The organism is Streptomyces sp. NPDC087440 (genome assembly GCF_044744005.1).
Classification (GTDB): domain Bacteria; phylum Actinomycetota; class Actinomycetes; order Streptomycetales; family Streptomycetaceae; genus Streptomyces.
In genome coordinates this window covers 85596-107991 of record NZ_JBIUXN010000001.1, presented here as the reverse complement: position 1 = coordinate 107991, position 22396 = coordinate 85596, and the positions used below count along the sequence as shown (strand labels likewise).

Sequence of the window (22396 nt, the reverse complement as noted above, 5' to 3'; positions counted from 1 at the left end):
CTCAGAGCGAACCGGTCCGCACCTGCGGCGAGGCCACTGCCCGGGGCGTGGCCATCGTGTCCGGTGAAGGCGTGGGCCGTTCGGCGAACCGTCGAGCCCCGCAACAAGCGCTCCTTGGTACGGCAGTCGGACCGTGCCTGTCGGCGGCATCCCGCCGTGCAGAGTACGTGGCCGTTCGGACGGGTTACGTACGCCATTCAGGTTGACCTTCGGGCGACTCTCCAAGATCAACATGGGGATTTCGGCATGTACGACATTCTCGCTGCGTTGATCCCCCGTTTGGAGGCGCAGATGTCACATGAGCCGACTCCTTGTGAGCGCGGTCGGTACGCCATGCCCGAGCGGCTCCAGCGAGCCGTCCGCGTCGCGGTGGCCCTGGCCATGATCGCGGGTGTGCAGTCGGCCGGAGCCGCCTCCCTTGCCGTCGCCGCCGCGGAACGCGGCCGGTGTGACAACACCGCGTACATGCTGCGGGACACCCAGGACGGCAAGCGCCGCAGCCTGGGCACCCTGGACCTCCACGCGGGGGACGGCACTCCGCTTGCCCGCACCGAGGGGCTCGACGCTCTGGGCTTCAGCCGCCGCGACGGACTTCTGTACGGCGTACGCCCGTCGGCGGACGGCACCAGCTCCGAGGCCGTCGCCCTCGACCCGGCCACCGGCACGCAGAAGGCCGCACGCCTGTCCCTGGCGGGAACCGGCTACACCGCAGGCGACACCACGGACGATGGGCACCTCGTCGTGCGGGCCGACCGCGCGCTGAGCATCGTCGACATCGATCCCGCCGGCCCCGACTACCTCCGGCGTACGGCCAGCGTGCCCCTGTCCGAACCCGTCACGGGTCTGGCGGACTTCTCCTACCACCCCGGCGACGGCGCGCTCTACGGCGTGGACGACACGGGCCGCCTGGTACGCGTGGATGTCGCATCCGGCGCGGTGAGCCGACACGGCAGTGTCGGGGTCAGGGGCGTCGGTGCGACGTACCTGGACCGAGGGGGCCGCTTCTACGCCGTCGGCGACAAGACCGTACAGATCGACCTCGGTCCCACCGGAATCACCGGCAGGTCCAACCGGTCGCTGACCGCCACCGTGATCGCCGGAGCCCCGTCCGGACTCCGCGACGGCGCCGGGTGCCTGGCCGACGAGAACCGCGCACCCGAAACCCCCGCACCCCGCCCCGCCGCCCCGCAGGCACCGGCCCGTGCGGAACGGGAGGAGACGGCCGACGCGGCGCCCGAGCGGCCCTCCCCGCAGACCCGCCGTGCGCCGCGAAGCGCACCCTCCTCCGTGCCGCGGCCTCGCGGACAGGCCGCTGCGGTCGGGCCGAACTGCGACGACGTCTTCTACCGCTCGGTCAACACCTCGTCGAAGACAGTTCTCCAGGCCGTCGACCTGACAACCGGGGCCGTTCAGGAGCGGGGCACCGCGGACATCGCGTACAACGCCCTGGCCCACGACAGCCAGAGCGGCGGTCTGTACGCGGCCCCCCGGTCCAAGGCCGACACGATTCTGCGGATCAACCCCACGACCGGCGCGGCGACCGAGGTCCAGGTTCCGGGGCTGCCGTCCGCCAACTACACGCAGGGCGCGATCAGTCCCGACGGCAGCACCTACTACCTGCGTGCGGGCAGCGGCGCTCTCTACGCGGTCGCGCTCTCCGCAGGCAACACGGTCTCCAACGTCAAGGTGTCCAACGAACTCGGTGACTTCGCGGTCCACCCGGGCGACGGCAAGCTCTACGGGTACACCTCCACCGGTACGCTGTACGCCCTCGACCCGGCCACCGGCACCGCCACGCGGCTCGGCTCCGTCCCGAAGACCGGCAGCACCCTGGAGAGCGTCGCCTTCGACGACCTCGGCAACCTGTACTCGATCGCCCGGGACGGCACCATCACGCAGGCCGACCTCACCGAGGTCGACGCAGGCACGGCAAAGCTCGGCAGCTCGTACCAGACGGGCAAGACCACCACCGGCTCCAACGCCGACGGGGCGGGATGCCTGGTCGCCCGTGACCGAGGCGACGCTCCCGACTCGTACAGGACCACCGACAGCTCCGACGGGCCCCGCCACCGTCACATCCCGGGCCTGACCCTCGGCGACAAGTGGGACGCCGAGCGCGGTGTCGGTGCGGCGAAGCTGAACACGAAGCTGGACGACGAGACGCTCGTCCCCGACGAGGACGGCCTCGCCGGGACATGGCCCTCGACCGTCACGGGAAACACCTACACGGGCGACGTCACCGTCACCAACACCACGGGCAGACCCGCCACCCTCGCCGGCTGGGTGGATTTCGACGCCAACGGCACCTTCGAGCCGGCCGAACGGACCACCGCGACCGCCAACGGCTCCGGCACGGTCCGGCTCAACTGGACCGTGCCCTCGTTCCGTTCCGGATATCTGACCGTGCGGCTGCGCCTGTACCCCGACCAGACGGCGGACCCCCAGCCCACCGGTGACATCACCGGCGGGGAGGTCGAGGACCACCGGGTGTGGGTGTGGAAGCCGGGCAACTGCCCGAACGACGTGTGGATCGTGAAGAACAAGGAGGAGAACCTCTACACCTGGACGCCGGAGGGCGGCACCAACCTCAACCTGATCGGCTCCGGACCGGCGAAGGTCGACGCCCTCGGCTACAACGTGATGGACGGCCATCTCTACGGCATGTCCTATCGCTACGGCGGCGGCACAGCGGGCCTGGTGGTACGGATCGACCCGGCCACCGGCGCCAGGCAGAGCTACCCGGTCGCCCCCAACGCTGAGGGGCAGAAGCTCTACGTCACGGATTACGAGGCCGGAGTCGTCTCCCCCGACGGTCAGAAGCTGTACGTGCTCACGCACACCGCGGGCGGTGGTTTCCAGGCGAACACCGTCAACGTGATCGACATCTCCGAGCCGACCCGTCCCCAGTTCGTCAGAAACATCCCCAAGGTCATCGCGCACAGCCATGACATCGCGTTCCACCCGCAGGACAATCACATCTACCAGGTCGACAACGGTGGACGGATCTACCGGGTGGATCCGGAAACCGGCAGCCAGAGCACCCTTCCCAGCGTCACCCTGGGCACGTCGGGCGGCTTCATCGAAGGTGCCTGGTTCGACAAGGACGGCTGGCTGTACGTCTACGGCAGTTCTGGCGGCACGGTGGCACGCATCGACCTGCGCAGCACCGATCCCTCCACGGGACTCGCCGTCGTCGGATCCACCACGGCCGAACCCGTGGGCCAGATCGGGAACTACAGCGGCCCCGGGTCGGACGCGGCCGGCTGCGTGCCGCCGCCACTGCTGTCGAAGAAGACCGTCAGCAAGACGACCGCCACCCCCGGAGAGACGCTCACCTACACCTGGACGATCGAGAACCTCGCGGACGAGCCGAAGCGCAACGCCCGCATCGAGGACGACCTGGCCAAGATCCTGGACGGCGCGGACTTCGTCGAAGGCAGCCTCACCGCCTCCAGCGGCACTGCCACCCACAACGGCAACACGATCACCTGGACCAATCCGCAGGTCGCTCCCCGCGAGAAGATCACCGTCACCTATCGGGTCAAGGTCAAGAACCCCCAGCCGGCCGGTTCCGACGGCATCCTCGACAACCGCATCCTCGCCAGCGAGGGCAACTGCCGTCTCGGCTCACCCGACGCACGCTGCGCCACCCGCGTCCGCATCGGTGTCCTGGACATCAACAAGACCGCCGACAAGACGACCGTCGACCCCGGCGGCACCGTCACCTACACGGTCCGGGTCAAGAACCCCGGCACCTTCCGCATCGACAAGGGAACCTTCACCGACGACCTCGCCAACGTCCTCGACGACGCGAAGCTCACCGCGGGCCCCACCGTCACCGGTCCCGGAACGGCCACCACCACCGGCGACAAGCTCACCTGGACCGGCGACCTCGACCCCGGCCAGGAAGCCGTCATCACCTACACGGTCACCGTGAACGACCCGCCCACCGGCGACCGAGAGATGATCAACTCCATCACCGGCGGCGGCAACTGCGCCCCCGACTCCACGACCCGCAGGCTCTGCACCACCACCACCGCCGTCCTCGCACCCACCGTGCAGAAGTCCGCCGACACCGCCGAGGCCGCGCCCGGCGACACGGTCACCTACACGATCACCCTGGACAATCCCGCCGACGCCCCCATCAACGGCTTCACGCTCTCCGACGACCTCGCCGACGTCCTCGACGACGCCGACGGCCCGACCGGCCTGGCCTCCACCCACGGCACCGCCCCGGCCTTCACCAATGGCAAACTGACCTGGAACGGGACGCTGCCCGCGAAGAGCACAGTGACGCTCACCTACCAGGTCACGATCAAGGACGCCGTCGGCGGCAACCACGCCATGAACAACCTGGTCGTCACGAACAAGGGCAACTGCCCGGCGGGCAGCAGAGACGCGAGCTGTACCGCGCACGTCGCGATCGACCCGCTGAATCGGCCCCTCGCCCTGAAGAAGACCTCCGACGCCGCCTCCCCGGTCAAACCCGGCGACAAGGTGACCTACACCGTCACTGTCACCAACCCCAACCCGGCAACCTACCCGGGCGCCACGTTCGAGGACGACCTGACCGGTGTCCTCGACGACGCGAAGTACAACAGCGACGCGGCAGCGACCGCAGGCTCAGTGTCGTACACGGCACCGAAGCTGTCGTGGACCGGGGACATCCCGGCCAAGAGCACGGTCACCGTCACCTATTCGGTCACGGTGAACAAGCCGGTCACCGGTGACGGCACGCTGACCAACGCCGTCGTCGGCCCGGAGGACTCCAACTGCCCGACCGGTTCGACAGACCCGGAGTGCACCAGCCCCGGCGGCGAGATCGCCGAACTGAAGCTGAAGAAGGCCTCGGACGCCACCGGCCCGATCAAGCCGGGCCAGAAGGTCACCTACACCGTCACGGTCACCAACAACGGAGACGTCGCCTACCCCGGCGCGACGTTCGAGGACGACCTGACCGGCGTCCTGGACGACGCCGCCTACAACAACGACGCGGCAGCGACCGTGGGAACGGTCTCCTACGCGGCTCCGAAGCTCTCCTGGGCCGGCGACGTCCCGCCGGGCGACACGGTCACCATCACGTACAGCGTCACAGTGAACAAGCCGCTGTCCGGCGACGGACAGCTGAAGAACGCGATCACCGGCCCCGGCGGCTCCAACTGCGAACCCGGCTCCACCGACCCCGACTGCAACGCGGGGGAGGGCAACACCGCTCAGCTCGCCTTCAAGAAGACCTCGGACGCCAAGAACCCGGTCAAGCTCGGTGACAAGGTCACCTACACGGTGACGGTGGTGAACTCCGGCAAGGCGGAGTACAAGGGCGCCACGTTCGAGGACGACCTGACGGGTGTCCTGGACGACGCGAAGTACAACGGCGACGCTGCGGCCACGTCCGGTGGGGTGTCCTACGCGGCGCCGAAGTTGTCCTGGTCGGGTGATGTCCCGGCCGGCGGTACGGTGACGATCACGTACAGCGTGACGGTGAACAAGCCGGCTTCGGGCGACGGCAAGCTGACGAACGCGGTCGTCGGCCCGGAGGATTCCAACTGCGCGGCCGGTTCGTCGGACCCGGAGTGCACCAGCCCCGGCGGTGAGATCGCCGAGCTGAAGCTGAAGAAGTCCCTGGACAGGACGGGGGTGATCAAGCCGGGTGAGAAGGTCACCTACACCGTGACCGTCACCAACCCCGGCAAGGCCCCCTACCCCGGTGCGACGTTCGAGGACGACCTGAGCGACGTCCTGGACGACGCCACGTACAACGACGACGCCACAGCATCGTCCGGCAGTGCCTCCTACACGGCGCCGAAGTTGTCCTGGTCGGGTGATGTTCCATCCGGTGGCACGGTGACGATCACGTACAGCGCGACGGTGAACAAGCCGCTGACGGGCGACGGCAAGCTCGGGAACGCGGTGGTGGGTCCGGAGGACTCCAACTGTGCCACCGGTTCGTCGGACCCGGAGTGCACCAGCCCGGGCGGCGAGATCGCGGACCTCAAGCTGAAGAAGGTCTCGGACGCCAAGTCGCCCGTCAAGCCTGGTGACAGGGTCACCTACACGGTGACGGTGACGAACACCGGGAAGGCACCGTACGAGAACGCTCGCTTCGAGGACGACCTCACGGGCGTTCTGGACGACGCGAAGTACAACGGCGACGCGGCGGCCACCACGGGTACCCCCACCTATGCGGCGCCGAAGCTGTCCTGGTCGGGTGATGTTCCTGCGGGGGCGACCGTCACTGTGACGTACTCGGTGACGGTGAACAAGCCGGCTTCGGGTGACGGCAAGCTGGCGAACGGGGTCGTCGGTCCGGAGGACTCCAACTGCGCGGCCGGTTCGTCGGACCCGGAGTGCACCAGTCCCGGTGGTGAGATCGCCGAGCTGAAGTTCAAGAAGGCATCCGACGCATCCGGTGCGATCAAGCCCGGCCAGAAGGTCACGTACACCGTCACGGTGACAAACTCCGGGAAGGCTGACTACCCGGGTGCCTCGTTCGAGGACGACCTGACCGGTGTGCTGGACGATGCGAAGTACAACAACGACGCGGCAGCCACCTCGGGCACGATGTCCTACGCTCGGCCCAAGCTCACCTGGACCGGCGACGTCAAGACCGGCGAGACAGTCACCGTCACGTACAGCGTGACCGTGGACAACCCGATCACCGGTGACAAACAGCTGAAGAACGCGATCACGGGCCCCGAGGGCTCGAACTGCGAGCCGGGGTCCACGGCACCTGAGTGCGACTCCGGCGAGGGCGGCATCGCGGATCTGAAGCTGAAGAAGGTGTCGGACGCGAAGTCGCCGGTGAAGCCGGGTGACAAGGTCACCTACACCGTGTCCGTGGTGAACTCCGGCAAGGCGGAGTACAAGGGTGCTTCGTTCGAGGATGACCTGACGGGTGTGCTGGACGACGCGAAGTACAACGGCGATGCTGCGGCTTCCTCGGGTGCGGTCTCGTACGCTGCGCCGAAGTTGTCCTGGGCGGGAGATGTACCCGCAGGCGCAACGGTGACGATCACCTACAGCGTGACCGTGGACAAGCCGATCAGGGGTGACAAGCAGCTGAAGAACGCGGTGGTGGGTCCGGAGGACTCCAACTGCGCCGCCGGTTCGACCGATCCGGAGTGCACCAGTCCCGGTGGTGAGGTCGCCGAGCTGAAGCTGAAGAAGGTGTCGGACACCTCGGGTGCGATCAAGCCCGGTCAGAAGGTGACGTACACCGTGACGGTGACGAACTCAGGGAAGGCTGACTACCCGGGTGCCTCGTTCGAGGACGACCTGACCGGTGTGCTGGACGATGCGACGTACAACAACGACGCCGCCGCTACGTCGGGCAACGTGTCCTACGCCGAGCCCAAGCTCACCTGGACCGGCGACGTCAAGGCCGGCGAGACGATCACCATCACGTACAGCGTGATCGTCGACAAGCCGGTCAAGGGAGACAAGCAACTGAAGAACGGTGTCACGGGCCCGGAAGGTTCGAACTGTGAGCCCGGTTCCACCGACCCGGACTGCACCAGTCCCGGGGGTGAAGTCGCCGACGTGCAGTTGCAGAAGGTCTCCGATGCGAAGTCCCCGGTGAAGCCGGGTGACAAGGTCACTTACACCGTGACCGTCAGGAACGACGGCAAGGCCGACTACACCGGTGCCTCGTTCGAGGACGACCTGACGGGTGTGCTGGACGACGCGACGTACAACGACGATGCCTCGGCTTCCTCGGGCGCCGTGACGTACACCGCGCCGAAGCTGTCATGGACCGGCGAGGTGAAAGCCGGTGGAACGGTGACGATCACGTACAGCGTGACCGTGGACAACCCGATCACCGGCGACAAGCAGCTCAAGAACGCGGTGACCGGTCCGGAGGGTTCGAACTGCGAGCCCGGCTCCACCGACCCGGACTGCACCAGTCCCGGGGGCGAAGTCGCCGACGTGCAGTTCAAGAAGTCCCTGGACAAGACCGGTGTCCTGAAGCCGGGTGACAAGGTCACCTACACCGTGACCGCCACGAACACCGGCAAGGCCTCTTACCCCGGCGCGACGTTCGAGGACGACCTGAGCGACGTCCTGGACGATGCGACGTACAACGCGGACGCCGCGGCCACCTCGGGCACCGTGACGTATACGCGGCCCAGGCTGACCTGGACCGGTGACGTTCCGGCCGGCGGCACGGTGACGGTCACGTACTCGGTGACGGTGAACAAGCCACTGTCGGGTGACGGCAAGCTCGGGAACGCGGTGGTGGGTCCGGAGGACTCCAACTGCGCCCCGGGTTCGACCGACCCCGACTGCAAGACGCCCCCCGGAGAGGGAGGCATCGCCGAACTCAAGCTGAAGAAGACCGCGGACGCGAAATCCCCCGTCAACCCCGGCGACAGGATTACCTACACGGTCACTGTCACCAACCCTGGCAAGGCCCCGTATGAGAACGCGCGGTTCGAGGACGACCTGGACGGCGTTCTGGACGACGCGACGTACAACGCTGACGCCACCGCCACCGCCGGTACGGTCAACTACACCGCCCCCCGGTTGAACTGGAGCGGTGACGTCCCGGCCGGCGGCTCCGTGACGGTGACGTACTCCGTGACCGCGAAGCTCGGCGGCGACGCCGAGCTGTACAACGCGGTGAGCGCTCCGGACAGCAACTGCCCGGCCGGAGCGGCCGCAGGAAGCGGCGACTGCGGGATCGTGCTGGAAATGCCCACCGTCGAGGTGAGCAAGAAGGCGGACAAGAAGACGGTCAAGGCGGGTGAGAAGCTCACGTACACGCTCACCTTGCGCAACACCAGCAACACCCCGGCTCGCGGCATGACGGTGCGCGACGACCTGGCCGCAGTTGTGGACGACGCTGTCGTCGACGTCAACAGCCTCACCGCGACGGCCGACCCGGCCGCGCCGGTCGACGCACCGACCTACGACGCGGCAGCCCAACGGCTCGACTGGGCCGGGGACATCGCCCCCGGCACGACGGTGACGCTGACCTACACGGTCACCGCCAAGCAGGGCAGCGCGCTCGGCGACCACCTGCTGCGCAACGGGGTGACCACCTCCCTGGGCGGCTGCGCCGCGAGCAGGCTGAACCGGGCCGCATGCACGACTGCCACCCCGGTGGCGGCCCTGGAGCTGCGCAAGGCCTCCGACGCGAGCGCACCGGTGAGGCCGGGCGACACGGTCACCTACACGGTCACCGTCACCAACCCGGGCAAGGCTCCGTACCAGGACGCCCGGTTCACGGATGACCTCAGCCAGGCGCTGGACGACGCGACGTACAACAAGGACGCGGCAGCCTCCGCCGGCAGCGTGGCATACACGGCGCCGAAGCTGACCTGGACCGGAGACGTACCGGCCGGCGGCACGGTCACGGTGACCTACAGCGTGACCGTGAACGACCCCGTCACCGGCGACCACCGACTGGCCAACTCGATCGTCGGACCCAACGGCACGAACTGCGTCCAGGGATCCACCGACCCGGCCTGCGCCTCGACCGGCGGCAACATCGCCGACCTGAAGATCAAGAAGACGTCCGACCAGGACGCGTCCGTCCAGTTCGGCGACACGATCACCTACACCGTCACCGTCACCAACCCCGGCACTGCGGCCTACCCGAACGCCCGGTTCGAGGACGACCTGACGGACGTACTGGACGACGCCTCCTACAACCAGGACGCCACCACCACCTCGGGCAGCGTGGTCTTCGCGGCCCCGAAGCTCACCTGGACCGGCGACCTGGCCGCCGGGGCAACTGTCACGATTACTTACTCGGTACGGGTGGGCCTGGGCGGCGACGGCACCCTGCGCAACGCGGTGACCACCATGCACGGCAACTGCAAGGCGACCCGTCCCGCTGCCGTCTGCTCCACCACCCACACGATGCCCGAGGTCGACGTCGCCAAGACCGTCGACAAGGAGGTCGCCCGCCCCGGCGAGAGGGTCACCTACACCGTGACCCTGAAGAACGACAGCGACGCCTCGGCCCGCAACGTCGACGTCTTCGACAACCTCACCGAGGTCCTCGACGACGCCGTCCTGGACCCGGACAGCCTGATGGCGACCGCCACCCCGGCCGGCAGCCCGCCAGCTCCCGTCTTCGACGCGGCCACCAGCAGGCTCACCTGGCGCGGAGACGTACCCGCCAGGACCACGATCGTCCTTACCTACACCGTCACGGTCAAGGGCTACCGTGACCTCACCGACCACCGGCTCACCAACACCCTGACCACCTCGCTCGACGGTCACCGCTCGCTGCGCGACCTCCGCCGGATCATCTCCACCACCACCCCGGTGGCCACGATGGAACTGCGGAAGTCCACCGACGCGGGCCCCGAGGCCCACCCCGGGGACAAGGTGAGCTACACCGTCGAGATCACCAACAAGGGCAAGGCCCGCTACACCGGCGGCTCCTTCAGCGACGACCTGAGCAACCTCCTGGACGACGCCACCTACAACCAGGACGCCACCGCCACGGCGGGCAACGTCACCTACGACGCGCCGCTGCTGGCCTGGACCGGCGACATCGAGCCGGGACAGACCGTCACCGTCACGTACTCCGTCACCGTCAAGCCGACGGGGTCCGGCGACGGCAGGCTCACCAACCGGGTGACCGGCACCAGCCCCGGTGCAGGCTGTCCCGCCAACGCATCCGAACCGGACTGCGCGACCACCCCGGTGCCCGTCACGCCGCGGCCCACCGGCCCCGGGCCCTCGCCCAAGCCCACCCCGACCGGCCCGACGAAGCCGACCACCGGCCCGACTGCCGGGCCGGGCAAGCCGAAGCCCTCGGGCGAACCCACCGGCACCCTGCCGGACACCGGCACCGGCGAACGCGCGTGGATGCTGTGGCTGGCGATGATCGCCTCCGCAACCGTCCTGACCGGTGCCGGACTGGCGCTCAAGCTGCGCAAGGGCCCGCGAGGACGCCACTGACCACAAGGCATCGGCCGGACGGTGTGCGGGTGGGACAGCTGCGTGCTGTCCCACCCTCGACGGCAGAGTGAGGGCAGGCAGCGGACTGAGCGATTGTGGTGGGCGTACCTCACGAGGCCACCTCTGGTTGCCGTTCGGGGTACGGAGAGCGCCACGTGGGAGACCGACCGGGTTGTGGGCAGCGTGCGCCGGTCGTCAGAGAGCGGTTGGTCTGATCAGTCGCGGGTGGGCATGGTGAGCGTCGCCAGCAGGGCGAGCAGCGTCACCGCGGCGCACACTCCCCAGATCGTCAGGTAGGCCCCGAGGGCGGGGGAGCCGGTGCCGCCCAGCACCCATGAACCCAGGAGCGCCGCGAACCCCGTGCTCGCGATGCTGCCGCCCACCGTCTTGAGGTTGTTGTAGACGGCGGTTGCGCCCGCCACCCGGTCGGGTGTGCTGGCTTCCACCACGGCACTGGGCAGCCCGCCCAGTGCCAGGCCCATGCCGGCCGCGGCGATCGCGTAGGCCAGCAGGAACAGCGGCAGCGAGTCATGGACGGCCAGGAGCGCGAGGTGACCGGCCGCGGTGAGCAGGAACGCGAGCGTGAGCATCCGTCGCAGTCCCAGACGGGCCGCTACGGATGCGGCCAGGGCGGCCCCGGCGAAGGACAGGAGTTGGGGGAGCGCGATGCACACGCCGATCTGCCACGAAGCGAGGCCGAATCCGTACCCTTCGTCCTGCGCGGAGGCATCGAGATAGCTGACGCAGACGACCGGTGCGGCGAGCATCACCACGCCGAAGGCCAGGGCGGACAGGAGATGGGGGGCCATGGCCCGCGACGCCGACGCCCGCACGTCCACCAGCGGATGCATGACACGACGTTCCCACCCCACCCAGAGGGTGAAGAGGAGCAGTCCAGCGACGACGGCCGCGGCGGAGGGCAGGGGCGAGCTGTTGACCTGGGAGATGCCGGCCAGGAACAGGATCAGGGCGGCGCTCAGCAGGAGTGCGCCCGCCCAGTCCATCGTGCCGTGCGCCCGCACGGTGGATTCGGGGACACGGGTGAAGGACAGCGCCAGACACAGGGCGGCGAGGAGGGCGAAGACCCACAGCATCGGACGTACTCCGCCGACCAGGTCGCTGACCGGCCCGGTGGCCAGCGCACCGAGCAGTGAACCCAGGGCGAGAGTGGAGACCAGGACGCTGACCGCCTGCCGACCGTACTGCGGTGGGAGCCGGGTGCGGCACAGCCCGATCTCCAGGGCCAGCAGGGCCGCGAGCGGGCCGAGCAGCACCCGGCCGGCCAGAAGCAGCGGCAGACCGGGAGCCAGTGCGACGAGCACGCTGCCGAGCGTGATGAATCCCAGCGCCCAGCGCAACAGGCGACGGTGCCCCGTACGGTCACCGAGCCGGCCGAACACCGGAGCGCAGAGGGCCGCGCCGAGCAACTGGACCGCGGCGATGAGCTGGGCCTGCCCGGTGCTGAGGTCGAAGGAGTCGCGGATCTGCGGAATCAGCTGAGTCGTGCCGCCCTGAATGAAGCCGCTGAGCAGCTCGAACAGGGCGAGCAGCCCGACCGCGGTGCGGGCCTGTGACCGGGAGACGGGCTGAGAGGCATCCGGCGCCGCGGCGGAGTCCACGGTGCTCATGGGCGTTCGCTGCGGCGGGCGAGACGGGAGGCCGCGAGTTCGGCCAGCAGGGCTGCCTGCGGGCCCAGCACGCCGTCGTCGAACACCGCGGCGGGGGAGTGGATGGGCGGAGCCGTCGCCGGGTCCAGCCCCGGCGGCGTCGCGCCGAGCAGGAGCATCGCCCCCGGTACCTGCTGCAGGACGTAGGAGAAGTCCTCCGATCCGGCACTGGGCTGCGGGGACAGCCACACCCGCTCCCCGCCGAACAGCTCTCGTGCGGTGTCCATGGCGAAGTCGGTCTCGTCGGGCGTGTTGACCGTCACCGGGTAGAGCCGCTCGTAGGTGACCTCCGCCTCCAGGCCGTGTGCGGCGGCGATGGAGCGCACCAGCAGGGGCAGCCCCTCGGCCAGCCTTTCCTGGTTGGCGGCGGAGAAGCTGCGCACCGTGGCCTGGAAGGCGGCGGTCTCCGGGATGACGTTCTGCTGCGATCCGGCGTGGAAGCTGCCGACCGAGACGACGACGGGGTCGAAGATGTCGAAGGTGCGCGAGGTCCAGGTGTTGATCGCGGTCACCACCTCGCAGGTGGCAGGTACGGGGTCGAGCGCGTTGTGGGGTGCCGAGCCGTGGCCGCCACGGCCGTGCACGGTCACGTGCAGGACGTCGGAGGCGGTGGTGATCGGGCCGGGACGGCTCGCGACCATTCCCGCGGGCAGCGTGTTCGACGCCACGTGGAGGGCGTACGCCGCGTCCAGCGGTTTGCCCGCTGCCTCCAGCACTCCTTCGTCGATCATGAGACCGGCGCCGTTGAAGCCTTCCTCACCCGGCTGGAACATGAACACGACGTCGCCGCTCAGGGCGTCGCGCTCGGCACTGAGCAGTCGTGCCGCCCCCACGAGCGAGGCGGTGTGCAGGTCGTGGCCGCAGGCGTGCATCCGCCCGGCGATCTCGGAGGCGTAGTCCAGGCCCGTCTTTTCCTGCAGCGGCAGGGCGTCCATGTCTCCCCGCAGCAGCACGGCGCCGCCGGGGCGGCCACCGCGCAGCACGGCGGTCACCGAGCTCAGGCCCTTGCCCAGGGTGATCTCCAGGGGGAGCCCGGCCAGGGCATCGAGAACCTTCTCCTGGGTACGGGGCAGCGACAGCCCGAGTTCGGGTTCACGGTGCAGCCTCCGGCGCAGCGCGACCAGATCGTCCTGGATCTCCCCGGCGTTGCTCAGCATCGACGTCGACAAGGCGGGTGCCGTCCTTCCTGGTGGGGCAGCCCTCGGCGGGCGGGGGCGAGATGGATGTCGGTTACGCTGCGGGAGGCCCGGCGGCAATGGCGAGAGAACGCCGGAAACACGCAAGGAGCACCGAGGGATGCAGGAATCCCGCCCGGCCCTGGACGGTGCGGACCGGGCCCTGGTGCACGCGCTGCAGGTCGACGCCCGGGCCAGTTGGTCCCGGCTGGCCACGGTGCTGGGTGCTGACGAGGTGACCCTCGCCCGTCGCTGGGCGCGGCTCAACGAGCGGGGCGCCGCCTGGATCAACGGCCATCCGGGCATGGCCCTGAGCACCCAGGGCTGCCTCTCCTTCGTCGAGGTCGTCTGCGCCAACGGCCAGGTCGTGGAGGTCGCCGAGCGGCTGCAGCGGCATCCGATGGTCGTCACCGTCGAACACCTCACCGGTGACCGGGACCTCCTGCTCACCCTCATGACGCCGGACGTGGCGAGCCTGTCCCAGTGGCTCACCCAAGTCGCCGGTCTCACGCCCGGCATCACGTCCGTACGCACCCACCTCGCCGACTCCGTCTACACCGAGGGCAGCCGCTGGAGGACGCATGCCCTGAGCGCCGCCCAGGTCGCCCAGTTGCAACGCGGCACGCCCACGGGCGAGCGACCCTCGGTGCCGGTGCTGGACGAGGTGGACCGCAGGATCACCGCCCTGCTCTCGGTCGACGGGCGCGCGTCCTACCGCGATCTGGCCCACCGGAGCGGCGTCAGCGCCGACACCGTCCGCCGTCGCACCAAGCGTCTGCTGGATTCGGGCGCCGTCCAGCTGCGTTGCGAGATCTCCCGGCTTCTTTCGGACCGCCCCACCACCGTGATCCTGTGGGCCCGGACTCCGGTGGAGCGACTGGAGTCCACCGCTCGTCACATCGCGGGCATGGGAGACATCCGCCTGTGCGCCGGCGTGACGGGACGCGACAACCTGCTCGTCGCCGGCTGGATCCGCTCCGTCAACGATCTCCAACGACTGGAGAGCCGCATCCTGGAGCGCGCCCCGCACGTGGTGATCAACGAGCGCGCGGTCACGCTGCGCACGATGAAACTGAGCGGCCAGGTCCTGGCCGCCGACGGACTGCGGCAGTACGCGGTCCCCATCGACCCCTGGCTGAGCCTGGACTCCGCGGACGACGATCGGGCCCCCGCTCCGCAGTAGACGTGTCCCCCCTTCGACGGGCATCCGCAGGAGAACCCGCGGCAACCTGCGGCCGTCACCGTGAACCTCAGGAGGTGGCGCACAACGGGGCGGCGACGTGGCAGCACTCCCGGCGGAGCGCGCCCCCCCCCCGTGACGGGTTCTCAGGAACGCTGTTCGGGTGAATCCGCCGCACGAACAGAGCCCGCCTGCCCCGAGGGGGGAGGGAGCCTGAGTGCCCCCGGGGATCTGCCCGTCGGGTGGCCGCCCCTGCCCGCAGACGGAGGATTGCGTTGACGACCGCCGACCCTGCCACCGCCCGCCCCCACGCCACCCGGCCGCCGCCCAACGACTACTCCCTGCTCCTGGGCCAGATGCGCTCCCACGGCCTGCTCCGCCGAAGGCCCGCGTGGTACGTCGTGCGGATCGGCGCGCTCCTGGCGTCGGTGTGCGCGCTGTGGTGGGCCGTGCGCGAGTTCGGCGACACGTGGTGGGCGCCGGCGGGAGCCGTGGTGCTCGCCTTCCTGTCCGCACAGGCCGGATTCCTGGGACATGACGCGGCGCACGAACAGGCCTTCGCCTCCCACCGGGCCAACGCCTGGACGGCGTTCCTCCTGGGGAACCTGCTGACCGGTACGAGTTCCGCCTGGTGGCGGGACGAGCACAACCGGCACCACCGCCACCCCAACGACCCCGACCGCGACCCCAACGTCGCCGAGATCGTCCTGAGCCTCAGCCCTGAACGCGCGGCCGTGCGGCGTGGCGCGAAACGGTTTCTGGCCGCCCACCAGGCCTGGCTGTACTTCCCCGCGACCCTCCTGCAGGGAGCCAACCTCCACCACGTCAGCATCCGCGCGCTGCGTCGCCGCGAACTGCCCTGCCGCACCGTTCCCCGGATCGCGGAGATCACAGGACTTCTCCTGCACGTACTGGCCTACACCGGGTTGCTGCTGGCGGCCCTGCCGCCCGGCCGCGCCGTGGTGTTCGCCGTGCTCCACCACGCGCTGTGGGGCCTCTACCTGGGCGCCACCTTCGCCCCCAACCACAAGGGCATGCCGCCCCTGACACCTCAGGATGCCCGCGACCCCGTCCGCCGACAGGTCGTCACCGCCCGCAACATCCGCGGCGGGCGGTTCGTCGGGTTCCTGTACGGAGGGCTCAACCACCAGATCGAGCACCACCTGTTCCCGACGATGCCACGCCCGGCCCTGCGGCGGGCGGCCCCGCTGGTCGCGGAGTTCTGCCACAGCCGCGGCATTCCCTACGTCACCGAGACGGTGACCGGCTCCTACGTACGGGTGCTGCGTCATCTGCACGATGTCGGCACCGAGCTGCGTGCGGGAACCCGGTGACGCCCGCACCGCCCCGCTTCCCGTCGGCCTCCGGGCCGGTAGCGGGGGAACTGCGTCCGGTCGGTACGGCCAAGCGCTCGGCACTCCTGATCGGGGTGGTCATCCTCCCGCCGGCCGCGCTCCTGGCCGCGGTGCCCGTCGCCTGGGGGTGGGGCGTCACCCTGCGGGACGTGGCGCTGACCGCGTGCATGTACGTCATCGGGATCTGCGGCATCACCCTCGGCTACCACCGGCTCTTCACCCACCGGTCGTTCAAGGCGGGCCGCGGGCTGCGGATCGTGCTGGCCCTGGCGGGCGGCTTCGCGCTGGAGGGCTCGGTCGTGCACTGGGTCGCCGAACACCGCCGACACCACCGGTACGCCGACGCTCCCGGCGATCCCCACTCGCCCTGGCGCTACGGGGACAGCGGGTGGGCGCTGTTCAAGGGGCTCGCGCACGCGCAGGTCGGCTGGTTCTGGTCGAACCGGGAACGCGCGGACTTCGGCCACTGGGCCCCCGACGTCCTCGCCGATCCCGACCTGCGGGCCCTGTGCCGGTTCTACCCGCTCGTCGCGCTCGCCTCGTGGCTGCTCCCTCCGCTGGCCGGAGGGCTCTGGGCAGGTTCCTGGCAGGCGGCGTGCACCGCCTTCTTCTGGGCCTCCCTGGTGCGCTACGCGCTGGTCCACCACGCGACCTGGTCGGTGAACTCCGTCGCGCACACCTTCGGTACCGCCGCGTTCGCCACCCGCGACCGCTCGCGCAACGTGCCCTGGGTCGCCCTGCTCACGCTCGGCGAGGGCTGGCACAACTACCACCACGCGGACCCCACCAGTGCACGGCACGGCGTACTGCCGGGGCAGCTCGACCCGACCGCCCGGCTCATCCGGCTGCTGGAACGGGCGGGCCTGGTCCGGGACGTCCGCTGGCCCACCGCCGAGCGGATCGCCGCCCGCCGGCTCGACTGACGGGCTGCCGCACGCGCACTCGTTCGGCCCAGTACGCGTGCGGCCGGGCGGCGGACGGGGGTTCCCTGGAAGGACGCGCCGTCACGCGGTCCGGCGGTTCGGTTCGCGCAGAGAGCGGGCCGTACCGGCAAGTCGCATCGCCGAACCGCCCTATGCCTCGGACCTTGGAGTTGATCCCCCGTGAGTGCCCCGCCCCGCGAACCCGCAGCGCCCCGCACCACCTCCCGGACGCCTTCTCACGGTGGACCCTCCGGGGCCAAACAGCGCCGTGCCTGGTACGACAGGACGCGCGTCCTGGGGCTCGCCGAGCTCACTCACCTGCGTACGCAGATGGTCCGGCACAACCTCTTCGACGCCTACAGCGCCACCGAGCGGGCCGGCCGGGCGCCGGCCGGGCTCACCCCGTACCGCAGCTACGACGGATCGGGCTACGACCCGCACGATACGGACATGGGCCGCTCCGGAACCCGTTTCGGCCGCAACATGCCGCCGGAGTCCAGCGTCCCCGAGACCCTGCCCCAGCTCCTCACCCCCAGCCCCCGTGACGTCAGCCGACTGCTGCTGACCCGGGACGTGTTCCGGCCCAGCGACCGGCTCAACATGCTCGCGGCCTCCTGGCTGCAGTTCCAGGTGCACGGCTGGGTCAGCCACGGCGACGCCGTCAAGGACGATCCGATCGAGGTCGGCCTCGCCGACGACGACCCGTGGCCGTCGTGCCCGATGCGGGTGCGCCGCACCTCCGCGGACCCCCACCCCTCCTCGGAAGCCGGGGCGGCACCGGGATTCGCCAACCACATCAGCCACTGGTGGGACGGCTCGCAGATCTACGGAGCCGACGAGGCGCGCTGTCGGCAACTGCGTACCGGTGAGAACGGCAAGCTCGCCATGACCGACGGCCGTCTCCCCGACGAAACCGCCCCCGGCATGGCGGGCATCGACAGCACCGGCTTCAACGACAACTACTGGCTCGGCCTCTCGCTGATGCACACCCTGTTCGCCAAGGAGCACAACAGCATCTGCGACAGGCTGAAGGCGTCCTACCCGACCTGGGACGACGAGCGGCTCTTCCACACCGCCCGGCTGGTCAACACCGCCGTCATGGCCCGCATCCACCTGCTGGAATGGACCCCGGGAATCATCGACTGCCCCGCCCAGCACCTCGCCTCCTCCGTCGTCGGGCGGGGCGGACTGCCCCGCTGGCTCTCCTCCCGGGTACGCCACGGCGGACTCCTGTCCCGCAGTGTCGAAATGACCGGGGCCCTCGGCTCGACCATCGACCACGAGGGCGTGCCGTTCTCCCTCACCGAGGAATTCGCCTACTGCTACCGCCTGCACCCGATGCTGCGCGACGACTACCCCGTGCGCGCCCACCAGGACGGACGACTCATCGACACGGTCGACTTCACCACGCTCCAGGGCCTGGAAACCCGGACCGCGGTCGACCGCTTCGGGCTCAGCGACCTCATGTACTCCTTCGGCACGATGCCGTGCGGCGACAACGCGCTGCACAACCACCCCCGCGCCCTGTCACAGCTCACCCGCCTGGACGGCGAGGTCCTCGACGTCGGCACCCTGGACATCCTGCGCGGCCGGGAACGCGGCATCCCCCGCTACAACGACTTCCGCGCCCAGGTCCGCAAACCCCGCCTCACCGACTTCTCGCAGCTCAGCACCAACCCCCAGTGGGTGCGGCAGATCCGGGACGTCTACGAGGGCGACCTCGACCAGGTCGACGCCATGGTCGGCATGCTCGCCGAACCGCGCAAGGCGGGCTTCGGGTTCAGCGAGACCGCGTACCGCATCTTCGTCCTGATGGCGGTCCGCCGGATGACCAGCGACCGCTTCTTCACCGACGACTACTGCCCCAAGACCTACACCCCCGAGGGCATGGAGTGGATCGAACGCACCGGCATGCACCAGCTCCTGCTGCGCCACCACCCCGAACTCGCCGACGGCCTCGAAGGAAACCGCAACCCCTTCCACACCTGGCAGTCCTCCCGGTGAACGCGGACGCCGCGGACACCGCCCCGCCCCCCTCGGGCACCGAAGCACTGCACGCCGCGTCCCGGCTGCTCGGCAGCGCCGCCGCCGACGCCCGGCGGGCCGGCCGGGACGCCACCGCCGCCCTGTGCTGTACCGAACTCCTCGTCGCCGGCCTGCGCCGACCACGGACCGGACTGACCGCGGCGCGCGCCCTGCTGCGCGCCCTCACCCACCGCCGGGGCCTGGGACACGGCTTCGCCGGAGGACGGCGCGGGACGGCGGTGGAGTACGTCGGCCTGCTCCTCAACCGCACCGGCCTCGCCCGCGATCTGGCCGTCACGGGCCTGCGCCTGCGCATCGAAGCCGCAGCCCTGCGTCACCCGGAACTTCTGCAGGGGCCACTCGTCCGCCTCATCGAGGCGATCGAAGCAGACCGGCAGGCCGAGGCGGTGAAGATCTTCCGGGAGATGTCCGCGGCGGACGGCACCTCCTACTCCCTGTCCTCCGTCGCCCCCGTCTTCGCCGACCTCCTCGCCTGGAACGCACTCATCGACGAGAACCCCTTCAACGACCGCAGCGCCTGGGCGATCGCCACCGGGGACGTCCCGGACGCCGAACCGCTGCTGGGCATCCCCATCAGCTTCTGGGCGTTCTTCGACCGGGGCGCGGGACGCGCGGAACTCCTCACCGAGGACCCCGACCTCCTGGCCCGTCTCGGCACCGGGGGCTCGATCACCCAGTGGGTACGCAACATCGCGGCCCTCGGCAACGTAGGCCGGATCATGATCCACGCCGTGAGCTGCCCCGACGGTGGCGACCGCTACGTCCTGCAGATGTCCGGCATGGGCGGCGGCGCCCCCCGCAACGACAGCCCCATGGACCTGGTCGGCGGATTCACCAACGTCGGCCGCACGGACACTCCTTACACCCGAGCGGCCCGCAAAGCCGTCGCCGCCTGCGTGCCCGCCGGAGCACGGCTGGCGATCGTCGGCCACAGCCAGGGCGGCGCCGCGGCCATGAACCTGGCCTCCCTCCCCGCGTTCACCGGCACCTACGAGGTCACCCATGTCGTCGCCGTCGGCTCACCCGTCGACTACAAGAGGCCCGCCGATCCCCGCACCCAGGTGATCAGCCTGGTCAACGAACACGACATCGTGCCGGCCCTGGACGGCCGCAGCGCCGTCTCTCCGTACCAACTCCCCGACGGATGGCTTGAGTTCACCTGGCTCGACACCAGCCACGCCTTCCCGCTCTGCCACGCGGCCGAGCGCTATGCCGACAACCTCGACCACCAGGTCCCCCAGGCGCGCGACCGGATCGACGTCCTGCTGGCCCCGTACCGCGGACCCGTCACCGCCACCAGTGTCTTCCGCCTCTACGACCGCTGACAGGAGCCGACATGCCGCTGCGCACCCCGCTCACCGCCCGCGCGGACACCCTGCGCTCACACGCCGCACGTCTGGACAACGCGGCCGCGGAACTCGAAGCGCTCGCCGGTACGACGCAGCGGCAGGGCGGCCCGGGGGAGGGCCTGGCCGCACAACTGCGGGGCCAGGCCGAGCGTTCCCGGCAGGCGGCCACCGACCTGCGCGAGGCGGCCGGCCGGCTCGCTGACTGCGGGGGGCTCCGGCCGCGACCACGTACGGCAGCGCTCGGGGCCGCGGCGCTGCTGGCCGGGGCGGTCGCGGTACGGGCTCACCACCGACGGAGCGATCACCGCTGGTCCGTGCCCGGGGCGGCGGTGCGGTGGCGCAGCTGTGCCTGGAGGGCGGCGCTCTCGCGGGCGTAGGGGCGGTACAGCAGGGTGACCAGGGCGCCATTGGCCAGCATGAGGACGACGGTCAGCCACAGGAACGCCGTCTGGAGGCCGTACGCGTCACCGAGGTAGCCGACCAGCAGGGAGGTCAGGGCCCAGCCGGCCGCCTCGACGGAGAGCACCAGCGCGAAGGCGGTGCCGCGCAGCTCCGGCAGGGTCACCGAGGCGATGATCGGCCGGTTGATCGCGGGGTTGGAGCCCTGGACGGCGCCGAGGACGCCGAACAGCACGACGTACGCCCACAGCGGTTCCCAGGCGATCTGGCTGGCGACGTAGGAGAGCAGGCCGTAGACGACGAGGGCGGTCTGCATCATGGCGATCCGGCCGGTGCGCGGCGCACGGCGGTGGACCCGGTCGGCCACCACTCCGGCCAGGACCGTCCCGCCCAGGTAGCAGAGCATGACGGGCAGGGTCACGACTGAGGCCGCGGCGTTGCTGAAGCCGCGCACCTGGACCAGGAAGGTGACCCCGAAGCCGAACAGGATGAACTGACCCGTCGTCAGCCGCTGGGCGCAGATCAGCAGCAGTGTCCGGTTGCGCAGCAGGGCGCCCAACTGGGCGCGGGTCGGCGGAGGCTTGTCGGCCCGCCGGCCGTCCGTGGCTCCCACCCCGGGGTCGTGCAGGAACAGCAGGACCAGCACCCCGAAGAGCACCTGCACGGCGCCGGAGGCGAAGAAGCCGTACCGCCAGCCGTCCCGGACGTCGGAGAGCAGGCCGAGCAGCGGCCCGGCGACGCCCACGCCGAGGCCGGCCAGGCCGTAGAGCAGTCCGGCGGCGCGGCCGCGGGCGCGGTCGTCGAAGAGGTCGGAGAGCATCGCGCTGGTGAGCGGACCGCCGCCGGCGGCCCCGGCGGCGGCCACCGTGGTCAGGATCAGGAGCTGGGTGAAGTTCTGGGCCAGGCCGGCGGCGGCCGTCCACACGCCCCAGAATCCGCAGCACACGGCGAGGACCTGCTTGCGGGGCCACCGGCGGGCGACGGCGACCCAGGCCGGTCCGGCGACGACGGCGACGAGCTTGCCCGCGGCGATCAGGCCGCCGAGGGCGGCCATCGGCAGGCCGAGCGCCGCTCGCAGGGCGGGGAAGAGCACCGACAGCACGCTGGCTTCGCCGTTGTCGACGCTCAGCAGGCCGCCGAGCAGGGCGAGTTGGCGCCAGCGGCGCGGTGGTTGGGAGGGGGCCTGTGAGGGAGGGGAAGGAGAGATCGGTGTGGCGGGGGGAACGGCTTCGGTCGGCATCGCGGCTCCTTTGCCGGTGCGGTGGACCTGCGGCGGGTGGGTGGGTGAGCAGCCGTTGGCGCGCTGGGCGGAGGGCCGGTGGTCGGCGCGGCTCGGCAGGGCGTCGGGCGCGGGGTCAGCGGTCGGCGCGGCTCGGCAGGGCGCT

Annotated in this window: 10 protein-coding genes; 6 read left to right on the top strand and 4 right to left on the bottom strand. The window is 70.3% G+C overall.

Annotated features, from left to right (window positions below):
- The first annotated feature begins 291 nt into the window (after nucleotides 1-291).
- The gene (locus ACIO3O_RS00420; RefSeq protein ID WP_401740105.1) at nucleotides 292-10917 is read left to right on the top strand and encodes a DUF6923 family protein; all 10626 of its coding nucleotides are present in this window, start codon (nucleotides 292-294) and stop codon (nucleotides 10915-10917) included.
- Nucleotides 10918-11132: 215 nt separating this feature from the next.
- Here ACIO3O_RS00420 and ACIO3O_RS00415 read toward each other — a convergent pair whose 3' ends face one another.
- Entirely contained in the window at nucleotides 11133-12545 is a 1413-nt protein-coding gene (locus ACIO3O_RS00415; protein ID WP_401740103.1) for an MFS transporter, read from the bottom strand.
- Nucleotides 12542-13741: a M20 family metallopeptidase gene (locus tag ACIO3O_RS00410; RefSeq protein ID WP_401741805.1), complete on the bottom strand. Its 1200-nt coding sequence runs from the start codon at nucleotides 13739-13741 to the stop codon at nucleotides 12542-12544. The genes ACIO3O_RS00415 and ACIO3O_RS00410 overlap by 4 nt, the downstream gene beginning before the upstream one ends.
- A 139-nt stretch (nucleotides 13742-13880) precedes the next feature.
- On the opposite strand from ACIO3O_RS00410, the gene ACIO3O_RS00405 reads away from it, so the two are divergent.
- The 5 genes from ACIO3O_RS00405 (at nucleotide 13881) to ACIO3O_RS00385 (ending at nucleotide 20588) form a co-directional block, all read left to right on the top strand.
- Nucleotides 13881-14942, top strand: a complete 1062-nt coding sequence (locus ACIO3O_RS00405; protein ID WP_401740102.1) for an Lrp/AsnC family transcriptional regulator — start codon at nucleotides 13881-13883, stop codon at nucleotides 14940-14942.
- 272 nt (nucleotides 14943-15214) lie between these two features.
- Nucleotides 15215-16273, top strand: a complete 1059-nt coding sequence (locus ACIO3O_RS00400; protein WP_401740100.1) for a fatty acid desaturase family protein — start codon at nucleotides 15215-15217, stop codon at nucleotides 16271-16273.
- A complete protein-coding gene (locus ACIO3O_RS00395; protein ID WP_401740099.1) occupies nucleotides 16270-17217 on the top strand; it encodes an acyl-CoA desaturase in 948 nt (315 codons plus the stop codon). The genes ACIO3O_RS00400 and ACIO3O_RS00395 overlap by 4 nt, the downstream gene beginning before the upstream one ends.
- 180 nt (nucleotides 17218-17397) lie before the next feature.
- Nucleotides 17398-19221 carry a peroxidase family protein gene (locus ACIO3O_RS00390; RefSeq protein ID WP_401740098.1) on the top strand — a complete coding sequence of 608 codons (1824 nt, stop codon included), beginning with the start codon at nucleotides 17398-17400 and terminating at the stop codon, nucleotides 19219-19221.
- Nucleotides 19218-20588: a hypothetical protein gene (locus ACIO3O_RS00385; RefSeq protein ID WP_401740096.1), complete on the top strand. Its 1371-nt coding sequence runs from the start codon at nucleotides 19218-19220 to the stop codon at nucleotides 20586-20588. Before ACIO3O_RS00390 ends, ACIO3O_RS00385 begins: the two co-directional genes overlap by 4 nt.
- 56 nt (nucleotides 20589-20644) lie before the next feature.
- Here the strand turns inward: ACIO3O_RS00385 and ACIO3O_RS00380 are convergent, their stop codons facing one another.
- Nucleotides 20645-20917 (bottom strand): hypothetical protein, encoded by a 273-nt coding sequence (locus tag ACIO3O_RS00380; protein ID WP_401740095.1) that lies wholly within the window; start codon nucleotides 20915-20917, stop codon nucleotides 20645-20647.
- Entirely contained in the window at nucleotides 20914-22251 is a 1338-nt protein-coding gene (locus ACIO3O_RS00375; RefSeq protein WP_401740093.1) for an MFS transporter, read from the bottom strand. Before ACIO3O_RS00375 ends, ACIO3O_RS00380 begins: the two co-directional genes overlap by 4 nt.
- Nucleotides 22252-22396 lie beyond the last annotated feature (145 nt).

Excerpts from the sequence above, each read along its gene's own strand:
- ACIO3O_RS00420 (WP_401740105.1), top strand. The coding sequence starts at position 292 with ATGTCACATGAGCCGACTCCTTGTGAGCGCGGTCGGTACGCCATGCCC.
- ACIO3O_RS00415 (WP_401740103.1), bottom strand. The coding sequence starts at position 12,545 with ATGAGCACCGTGGACTCCGCCGCGGCGCCGGATGCCTCTCAGCCCGTC.
- ACIO3O_RS00410 (WP_401741805.1), bottom strand. The coding sequence starts at position 13,741 with ATGCTGAGCAACGCCGGGGAGATCCAGGACGATCTGGTCGCGCTGCGC.
- ACIO3O_RS00405 (WP_401740102.1), top strand. The coding sequence starts at position 13,881 with ATGCAGGAATCCCGCCCGGCCCTGGACGGTGCGGACCGGGCCCTGGTG.
- ACIO3O_RS00375 (WP_401740093.1), bottom strand. The coding sequence starts at position 22,251 with ATGCCGACCGAAGCCGTTCCCCCCGCCACACCGATCTCTCCTTCCCCT.